The organism is Neobacillus drentensis (assembly GCF_036962765.1).
GTDB lineage: Bacteria > Bacillota > Bacilli > Bacillales > Cytobacillaceae > Neobacillus > Neobacillus drentensis_C.
In genome coordinates, this window is sequence record NZ_JBALOS010000314.1 from 1 (window position 1) to 8,319 (window position 8,319).

11 protein-coding genes are annotated in these 8,319 nt (G+C 37.2%); 10 read left to right on the top strand and 1 reads right to left on the bottom strand.

The annotated features are described in order from the left end of the window. Window positions 1-73: 73 nt before the first annotated feature. From V7137_RS28000 to V7137_RS30825, 3 genes are all read left to right on the top strand, one after another. Window positions 74-409 carry a carbon storage regulator gene (locus V7137_RS28000; RefSeq protein WP_335701091.1) on the top strand — a complete coding sequence of 112 codons (336 nt, stop codon included), beginning with the start codon at window positions 74-76 and terminating at the stop codon, window positions 407-409. A gap of 123 nt (window positions 410-532) precedes the next feature. Then, a complete protein-coding gene (locus V7137_RS28005; protein ID WP_335701092.1) occupies window positions 533-1,570 on the top strand; it encodes a flagellin in 1,038 nt (345 codons plus the stop codon). A gap of 220 nt (window positions 1,571-1,790) precedes the next feature. Beyond that, window positions 1,791-2,027 carry a flagellin gene (locus V7137_RS30825; protein WP_420490191.1) on the top strand — a complete coding sequence of 79 codons (237 nt, stop codon included), beginning with the start codon at window positions 1,791-1,793 and terminating at the stop codon, window positions 2,025-2,027. Between the two features lie 37 nt (window positions 2,028-2,064). Here the strand turns inward: V7137_RS30825 and V7137_RS28015 are convergent, their stop codons facing one another. Further along, window positions 2,065-3,018 (bottom strand): endonuclease, encoded by a 954-nt coding sequence (locus tag V7137_RS28015; protein WP_335701093.1) that lies wholly within the window; start codon window positions 3,016-3,018, stop codon window positions 2,065-2,067. A 175-nt stretch (window positions 3,019-3,193) separates the two neighbouring features. Between V7137_RS28015 and flaG the strand changes: the two genes are divergently transcribed. From flaG to V7137_RS28050, 7 genes are all read left to right on the top strand, one after another. Beyond that, window positions 3,194-3,556 (top strand): flagellar protein FlaG, encoded by a 363-nt coding sequence (gene flaG, locus V7137_RS28020; protein ID WP_335701094.1) that lies wholly within the window; start codon window positions 3,194-3,196, stop codon window positions 3,554-3,556. 37 nt (window positions 3,557-3,593) lie between these two features. Continuing rightward, entirely contained in the window at window positions 3,594-4,169 is a 576-nt protein-coding gene (locus V7137_RS28025) for a DUF6470 family protein (RefSeq protein ID WP_335701095.1), read from the top strand. 206 nt (window positions 4,170-4,375) lie between these two features. Continuing rightward, on the top strand, window positions 4,376-4,651 hold the full coding sequence (gene flgM, locus V7137_RS28030; RefSeq protein ID WP_335701096.1) for a flagellar biosynthesis anti-sigma factor FlgM: 276 nt from the start codon (window positions 4,376-4,378) through the stop codon (window positions 4,649-4,651). Window positions 4,652-4,662: 11 nt separating this feature from the next. Then, complete coding sequence (locus V7137_RS28035; protein WP_335701097.1) at window positions 4,663-5,148, top strand: flagellar protein FlgN; 486 nt, start codon at window positions 4,663-4,665, stop codon at window positions 5,146-5,148. Window positions 5,149-5,175: 27 nt separating this feature from the next. Continuing rightward, window positions 5,176-6,621, top strand: a complete 1,446-nt coding sequence (flgK, locus tag V7137_RS28040) for a flagellar hook-associated protein FlgK (protein ID WP_335701098.1) — start codon at window positions 5,176-5,178, stop codon at window positions 6,619-6,621. A gap of 10 nt (window positions 6,622-6,631) precedes the next feature. After that, window positions 6,632-7,522: a flagellar hook-associated protein FlgL gene (gene flgL, locus V7137_RS28045; RefSeq protein WP_335701099.1), complete on the top strand. Its 891-nt coding sequence runs from the start codon at window positions 6,632-6,634 to the stop codon at window positions 7,520-7,522. A 135-nt stretch (window positions 7,523-7,657) separates the two neighbouring features. Beyond that, entirely contained in the window at window positions 7,658-8,278 is a 621-nt protein-coding gene (locus V7137_RS28050; protein WP_335701100.1) for a flagellar brake protein, read from the top strand. Window positions 8,279-8,319: the final 41 nt, after the last annotated feature.

Here is an 8,319-nt window from a genome sequence, read left to right on the forward strand (position 1 = left end):
AACTACTAAACAATTCTTTTGATCATCCGATAATAAGAATTGTAATAGTAAATGAATCATGGAGGATGGTAATGTGCTCATTGTAGGCAGAGAAATTGGGCAATCAGTGATCATAGATGGTGTCATTAAAGTTACCGTTCAAAATGTTCGTTCTAAATTAAGACTCGACATTGATGCACCAAAGGGTATCCGGATTTCTAAGGTACCAAATGATGAAGGAAATAGAGATTTTTTGAAAAAAGGGACTAGAATAATTGATTCTTCGATACTTATTGGAGAAAACATAAAAGTTACCATTCTCGAAACAGAATCTGGATTACTCCGGTTTGCTATTGATGCACCAAAAGAAGTCAGTATTTTTCGAGAAGAATTGTACAAAAAAAATCAAATACCATTAATCAAAAAGTAAAAGTTAAATTAAGTTTTGATTAGTTAATTTTGATAATAACCCATAAGGGTTTATTATAGATAAGTTTTAAAGGGATTTTTCCCAACAAATCAAATTCAATATATTCTAGGGAGGAATATTATTATGCGTATTAACCACAATATTGCTGCACTTAACACACATCGTCAGTTATCAAGTGCTTCAAATGCTCAAGGTAAATCAATGGAGAAATTATCATCTGGACAGCGTATCAACCGTGCAGGTGACGATGCGGCAGGTCTAGCAATCTCTGAAAAAATGCGTGGACAAATCCGTGGGCTAGACCAAGCTTCTCGAAATGCTCAAGACGGAATTTCTTTACTACAAACTGCTGAGGGTGCTTTAAACGAAACACATGACATCCTTCAACGTATGAACGAACTTGCAACACAAGCAGCAAATGGAAACCTTCAAACAGAAGATCGTACAGCAATTGGTGATGAGCTTAATCAGTTAAACAGTGAAATCGACCGTATATCAAGTTCAACAAACTTCAATGGTAAAGCATTACTTGATGGATCTTTTGGAGTTCAGCTTAAAAATGGAGCAGGTGGTACTGGTATTAAAGTTGGTAGTGATGGTGTAACAGGTATTGATATAAGTGGTGCGAAAGCAAATACAAATTACGCTCTAACTTTTTCGGGTGGAGACTATACACTAAATGATGGTGCTGGTAATACTCAAAAAGTAACTCTAGCTGATGGTACTGCTGGAACACTTAATTTTGATAAACTAGGGGTAAAAGTCTCACTTAACGGAACGCAAGCTGGAGCAACACTTGTAGCTGCTACTAATGGCGGTGGTACTGCTGGTCGAATTGCTACTGGCGCACAAAGTGTTGTTAACATTCAAATTGGAGCTAATACTTCAGGTGCAGAACAATTAGGGCTAACTATATCAAAGATGGATACAACTGCAACTTCTTTGAATACCGGTGCTATCAGTGTTGCTGATGATGCTACTTCAAGAACTGCAATGGATATTACTAAAAATGCAATTAACAAAGTATCTGCAGAACGTTCTCGTTTAGGTGCTTACCAAAATCGTCTAGAACATTCAATCAACAATTTGAATACATCTTCGGAAAACCTAACTGCTGCGGAATCTCGTATCCGTGACGTAGATTATGCTTTAGCTGCATAAGCAGTAACAAGCACAGTCGTCCTAACTGGTAACGGTTAGTGATTATAATCGGGTGAATTGCTGGAAAACCCTTAGAGCTTTTCTTACCACAACGTAGTTGGAAACGACAAGCGTGATGGTTAAAAAAAGAAAAGATTGGGCAATCAGCAGCCAAGCTCCTGTTTCGAAAGAATGGAGAAGGTTCAACGACTAGGATAAACCATCTAAAGCGAAAGCTATGATGATGAAATCCATAGGTGAAACAATGGTCATCAGCATTGTGAATCCGAAGTGCCCGACCCCTACTAGAATGCTAGAGGGTGAAGATATAGTCTGGTCATTTATGAAAGTAAATGTTCGCACGATGGCGAAAGAAATGATGAACCAAACTAAAAACTCTATTCTTTCTCAAGCTGCTCAAGCTATGCTAGCTCAAGCAAATCAGCAGCCGCAGGGAGTTCTACAACTTCTTCGTTAATAGCTTTAATTTTAGACTCCAGATTTTTCTGGAGTCTTTATAAATTAAAGAAAGATGTTGAAACCTCTAGCTTATTTAAATGGAAGCAAAGTGAAATAATTTGACTCGCTTTGAGTCCCGTTTTATTTTTAATTGATTGTATAATAAAACTATCTGATTCATGAAAAATTATTTGATATCCTTTGGTTTCTTGATTTAAATCATGATGTAAAATGAAATCCTTATAAAATTGTATATAACTATCTCTATTCATGGTTATTTCGAATAAAGATTGTAGATTCTTTAGGTTATTATGTATCTCTTGTGTGGGTTTAGACAATTTAACGGTGGTTGGTAAGTAAATCGTTGTCCTCTTTGCAACTTTCTTTGGGTGTTTTTGTGGTGTTATTTTTCTCTTCATTGAGGGATGAATATATGGATCGATTAAGATAAGAAAATAATTGATTTGTAATTGATCGTATAATAAAAGCCTGTTTTGAGAATCCAGTTTAAAATAAAGGTTAAATCTTTTTGTTAAAAGGTCTCTAAGTCCAAGGTTTTCATCCCTGGAAAAGTTGTCAGTGGAAAGAATAATTTTTTTGGGGATATTATTTTTGAATGATAAATGCCCATCGTCTTGGTACCACCAGGCTAAGGCAATTTCATTTAAAAATTGGTCTAAAAATTTAAAAGGTAATATTTTTTTTCGATCTTGATACCAAATTGATTCCAGCCAGGTAATAAAAGGATCTGTTCGGGATTGAACCTGGAAACATTCAGTGTACCCTTTTAAAGTTCTATTATCGTGAACCTTCTTGTAATAGGGTGGGGTAAGAGGCAAAGTGCGCATTAATTTTTCAAAACAATAATAACACCATTCTTTATCACTTGCAGCATGAATAAATTGAAAACGAGGTTTACGCCCTTTTTGCTTTGTAATGGATCCATCTCCTAATAATTTCCCCGTTATCATATTTAGATTTTCCAAATTAATTTTTGAAAGGTCAGACATATAAATTCCTCCAATCAACAATAGGAACATTTGTTCTATCATAACATAAATATGAAAATATCTATATAAGAAAATAAATAGAAATCTATCCACTCAATTTTTCCAATAACTCTAAACATTTCCTTTTCTCATCCGATAATAGGTTTAAATAGGTGTATTTAAGGAGGGAAGTGTAATGTTAGACAAGTTGTCCAATTCTACAACCCAAAATACGGAACATTCGGTACCTAAAGTAGAAAGCACAGCGAAAATAAAAGAGATCTTGCCAGAAAAACAAGAACAGCCAGAATCCCAACCTCAATCGCAATCAAAAACAAAAGAAAAAACGGAAAAAGTCATGAACAGTATGAATGAGTTTTTAAAGGCTTCCAATACTCATTTGAAGTTCCAGTTTCATGATGAGTTGAAAGAGTACTATGTAACGCTTGTTGATGATCAAACCAATGAAGTTGTAAAAGAAATCCCATCAAAGAAATTACTGGATATGTATGCTGCAATGACAGACTACCTTGGTTTGCTGGTGGATAAAAAGGTATAAATCACAGCAAAAAATGAATGAAGATGGTGAATAATTTATGCAACTCCCGGAAATCCAACTAAAGCAGACCTATGCCCAAATTGGACTTCGTACAACAAAGCCCGTACAAGAGATAGAACAAATGCCTGCCGAGCTTTCGATTAAACAGGTACCAGCTACTATGAATATCGACCGCAAACCAGCCCATCTTGATATTGATCAAGAGCAGTTGTGGAATGAATTAAATTTTAAGAATAATAGTGTATTCAGTGAGGATATGGCGGAGTTTGCTAAACAGGAAGGGCTTGAAGCCATTTCTGAAATCTCTCAGGAAGGTGATCAACTAGCTGCGATTGAGAAAAAAACGGATGCGATCAATTCGATTGTTACCTCAAACGCCAATCCTAGTCCAGCTGAGTTCAATATTGGATTTTTACCAAGCTATGGATCTGTAAAAATTAACTTTACACCTGAAGAGCTCAGCATTGACTGGAAAAAAGGCGGAGTAGAAATCGAGGTCATCCCTCATAAACCCAATCACACCTATACACCTGGAAAAACGGAAGTATACCTCCGTCAAATGCAAGCGCTGCAAATAGATTTTATCGGTGGGACCATCAATACAAAATCGTAAATAAGTTTTTTTATGAACAGCGGAAGAGTCAGCCTACCGCTGTTTTACTTTTCTCCTTCAAATTCATAATGAAATACATGCGTGATTTTGATACAATTATGCGGATTATGTAGTCACGAAATTAAATACTTTTTATATAAATTTGGGTCTAAACTTTTTTTTATAACTGCCGATAATGATTAATAAAGGAATAGGAGGGACTCGAAATGAGAATTAATGATTCAAAATATGGTTTTTATTCCTACCAAAATCAACAGAATCGTTTAAATATAAATAACACAACTAAAAAGACATCTACTTCTGCAGAGGTGAGCATCTCTTCACGCGGCCGTGAAATCTCTGAAGCAATGAAGTCAGAACAAGCACAGCGTCAACAACGGGTTCAAGAATTAAAACAGCAGATTGCTAGCGGAAACTATCAAGTCGATAGCAGCAAAATAGCTGAGAAAATGACAGCGTTTTGGAAGAATACATCCATCTAGGAGACGAGAAAATGGAAGCCCTGAAAATAATTATACAAACAATGGAAACAATGGTCGACGCACATCGACGATTACATGACTTGGCCATAGGGAAGCAAACCATTCTTGTCGATGGTAATATTCAGGAGCTGCAAAGCCATGTGTATCGTGAAGGAATGTGCGTAGAGGAAATACAAAAGCTTGAACAGATTAGAAAGCAATATGTACAAAAATATATGGAACACAAAGGAATCCATGCAGATTCTTTTACACTTGAAGAATTAATTGAGGTCCAGGCAGATGAGGGCTCGAGGATCGTATTAACGAAGATTGCCAAGCAACTGCTTGCGATCATTCAAGAGATTAGCCTGTTGAATGAGAGTAACCAAAAGTTGATTCAGGCATCACTTTCATACATTCATTACTCAATCGGCATGTTCGCCAAGAAAGAACCGGCTATTGGCTATGGTCCTAATGCGAGAAACCGTTATTCCAACATTTTGGATGCAAAGATTTAGGTAGTTTTATTTTTAGGAGGAACAGGCATGACTTCAACCTTTCACAGCTTAGAGGTAGGAAAAAGGGGACTGGCAGCACAACAAGCCGCACTTTCTACCACTGGCCATAATATAGCGAATGCCAATACGACTGGTTACACACGTCAACGGGCCGAAATGCAGGCAACTAGGCCAGTTTCTATTCCTGGTATGCAAATCCAGTTAGGAACCGGTGTAGAGGTTAATAAGCTTGTCCGCTTACGTGAGGATTATTTGGATGTACAATTGCGCAACGAAAATAAGAGTTTGGGTTACTGGGAAGCAAAAAGTGATACGTTAACCAAAGTCGAGGAATTATTGAACGAGCCCTCTGATGATGGATTAGCTTTTACAATGGACGAGTTCTGGAAAGGCTGGGAAGAACTCGCGAAAAATCCCGATAGCGCGGCGGCAAGGGCAGTTGTGCGCCAAAAAGGGGTGGCAGTAACCGAAACTCTTAAACATATATCAGAGTCGTTAGACCAAATGCAGGACGACTTAAAACTGGTTATTACCACAAAAACAGATGCGGTTAATTCACTTGCTGCACAAATCGGAAGTCTCAATGATCAAATTGGAAGACTTGTACCTAATAACTATGAACCTAATGATTTATATGATCAACGGGATGTCCTGATTGACCAGCTATCGAAACTTGTCGAAGTGAAGGTTTCGCCTCCAAATAAGGATACTGGTGTGGTAGATATCTCGGTGGGCGGCGTTACGTTGGTATCTGGGGAAAATGTGAATAAGCTTACTGTAGATACCTCAAATGGAATGGTGGATCCTGCTTCTATTAAAATAGGAGATACTCAAGTTACCTTAACATCAGGTGAATTACTTGGGCGCATCGAATCTTATGGAATTCTAGGGGGCGCATCGAAATCTACGATTCCTTCGATGAAGGATAAAATCAATAATCTAGCGATGACTTTTGCCAATGCGGTCAATAGTGTTCATCAAAGTGGGATGAATTTAGACAATATTAACGGTGTATCAACCAATAAAGTGCCATTTTTTGTAGGAACGAGTGCAAATGATTTGGCTGTAAATCCGGAAATTATGAATTCATTGAACTTGATAGCTGCAGCGCAAGAGGAATCTACAGGGCAATCTTCAACCGGAAATGGGAGTAACGCTCAAGCAATTGCCAATATTAAATTTACTGCACTGACCTTCCCTGGAACGAACACAACAGCCGATGATTATTATCGGAACATTATTGGACAGCTCGGAATTGATTCACAGGAAGCTCAGCGTATGCAGAGTAACTCTGAAGTCATTATTCAGCAGGTAGACAATCGCCGACAATCCGTCTCAGGAGTGTCATTAGATGAAGAGATGGCCAATATGATTAAATTCCAACAGGCATACAATGCCTCAGCACGAATGGTTACGGTTATGGACCAATGTTTGGATAAAATTATCAATGGCATGGGCCGGGTAGGATTGTAGGAGGGGTAAAATGAGTTTGCGTGTTACTCAAAGTATATTGAATCAAAATTTATTATTTAATTTACAGCGAACCAATAAAACGATGGACCAATTGCAAGAACAGGTTTCATCAGGCAGAAAAATAAATAGACCTTCGGATAATCCAGTAACGGCTGTCCGCAGCATGTTTTACCGTTCCTCGTTAAATGAAATTGATCAGTATAAAAGAAATGCGGATGACGGTATTTCTTGGATGACGAGTACCGATGAATCGCTAGATGAGGTAACCTCCGTGCTTCAACGGGTGCGTGAGCTTACTGTCCAGGGTTTAAATGGTACAAATAGTGAAAGTGACCGGATTGCGATTGCGGAAGAAATCAATCAGTTAAAAGAGCATTTGGGTGAAATTTCGAATTCGCAGATTGCTGGAAAATTTATTTTTGCCGGCTCAGATGTAAAAACACCTCCTTATAACAGTACCACCAATGAATTTACAAACAATAACACTGAAAAAATTGAACTAGTAGTCGGACAAAATAACTCAGTGCAAATAAATGTTAAAGGGACCGATGTTTTTAACAATGACGGCGCTGGGGGGATCTTTAAAGTCCTTTCCGATATTGTTGCGGATTTCCGATCCCCGAATGCAAGCTCTTCTGAGCACTTAGCACAATTAGATAGTCAAATGGATAATGTCTTGAAAGAACGCTCAGAATTAGGAGCACGGATGAACCGGATGGAACTAAGTATTTCTCGTCTTGAGGGTCTTGAAGTTTCAACAACACGCTTATTATCCGGTGAAGAGGATGTAGACATGGCAGAAGTGATTACCAACCTAAAGACCCAAGAGAATGTTCAGCGTGCTGCTCTATCTGTAGGAGCACGAATTATTCAACCGTCGCTAGTAGATTTCTTACGATAGTTCATGGACTTCACAATTATTATTGTGAAGGCTTTTTTTGTTAAAAATTTGGAAAAAACACTTAACTTTTATTACCATTTTCCGATAATAGAAATAGTCATTATTTAATTGAATTATTTGTTTTAGGAGGACATTATGTATCCAAATGTAAACCAAAAAATAAACATTGAACTTGTAGGCCATGACTTGACTTGCAAATCCAATGTTGCTGAAGTGGGAGAAGCGGAGATATATATCAGTATCCCATTAGATCGAGAAATAATCGGACTATTATCCATCGGAACCAAATTAGAAGTAACCTTTTTAGCGGTTGGGAATAAATACGAATTTCAAACAGAGATTATTGGCAGGACCAAAGATACCATTCCGTTATTGCGCTTAACAAAGCCAAAGGAAAGTGAAATCGTAAAGATTCAGCAAAGAGAAAATTTTAGAGTAAACTCAAATTTAAGACTAATGATTAATGAGTATGAACTACATACAATCAATATTAGTGCTGGCGGAGCATTATTTTCTAGTAAGTTGGATTTTCCCTTACAAGAGGGGGAGCAGATAACAGGAACCTTATTTGTTCCAAATACCCAAAGTAAGGATGAAGAACCTATAACCTTTCAAGGTAGAATTATTCGAATCATGAAAAATCAAGAAAGAAAAAATGTAGCAATCCAATATACAAAACTAAATCGAAATGATCAGGTAAAAATCATTCAACATTGTTTTGAAAAGCAAAGAAAAACTCAATCCAAGGAAAGATAATCAAAATATAATCAAACAACATATTATTAAACCCTCTATTT

Bases quoted from the DNA above. Each gene is read 5' to 3' on its own strand.
- V7137_RS28005 (WP_335701092.1), top strand. From the start codon at position 533: ATGCGTATTAACCACAATATTGCTGCACTTAACACACATCGTCAGTTA.
- V7137_RS30825 (WP_420490191.1), top strand. From the start codon at position 1,791: ATGATGAAATCCATAGGTGAAACAATGGTCATCAGCATTGTGAATCCG.
- V7137_RS28015 (WP_335701093.1), bottom strand. From the start codon at position 3,018: ATGTCTGACCTTTCAAAAATTAATTTGGAAAATCTAAATATGATAACG.
- flaG (WP_335701094.1), top strand. From the start codon at position 3,194: ATGTTAGACAAGTTGTCCAATTCTACAACCCAAAATACGGAACATTCG.
- V7137_RS28025 (WP_335701095.1), top strand. From the start codon at position 3,594: ATGCAACTCCCGGAAATCCAACTAAAGCAGACCTATGCCCAAATTGGA.
- flgM (WP_335701096.1), top strand. From the start codon at position 4,376: ATGAGAATTAATGATTCAAAATATGGTTTTTATTCCTACCAAAATCAA.
- V7137_RS28035 (WP_335701097.1), top strand. From the start codon at position 4,663: ATGGAAGCCCTGAAAATAATTATACAAACAATGGAAACAATGGTCGAC.
- flgK (WP_335701098.1), top strand. From the start codon at position 5,176: ATGACTTCAACCTTTCACAGCTTAGAGGTAGGAAAAAGGGGACTGGCA.
- flgL (WP_335701099.1), top strand. From the start codon at position 6,632: ATGAGTTTGCGTGTTACTCAAAGTATATTGAATCAAAATTTATTATTT.
- V7137_RS28050 (WP_335701100.1), top strand. From the start codon at position 7,658: ATGTATCCAAATGTAAACCAAAAAATAAACATTGAACTTGTAGGCCAT.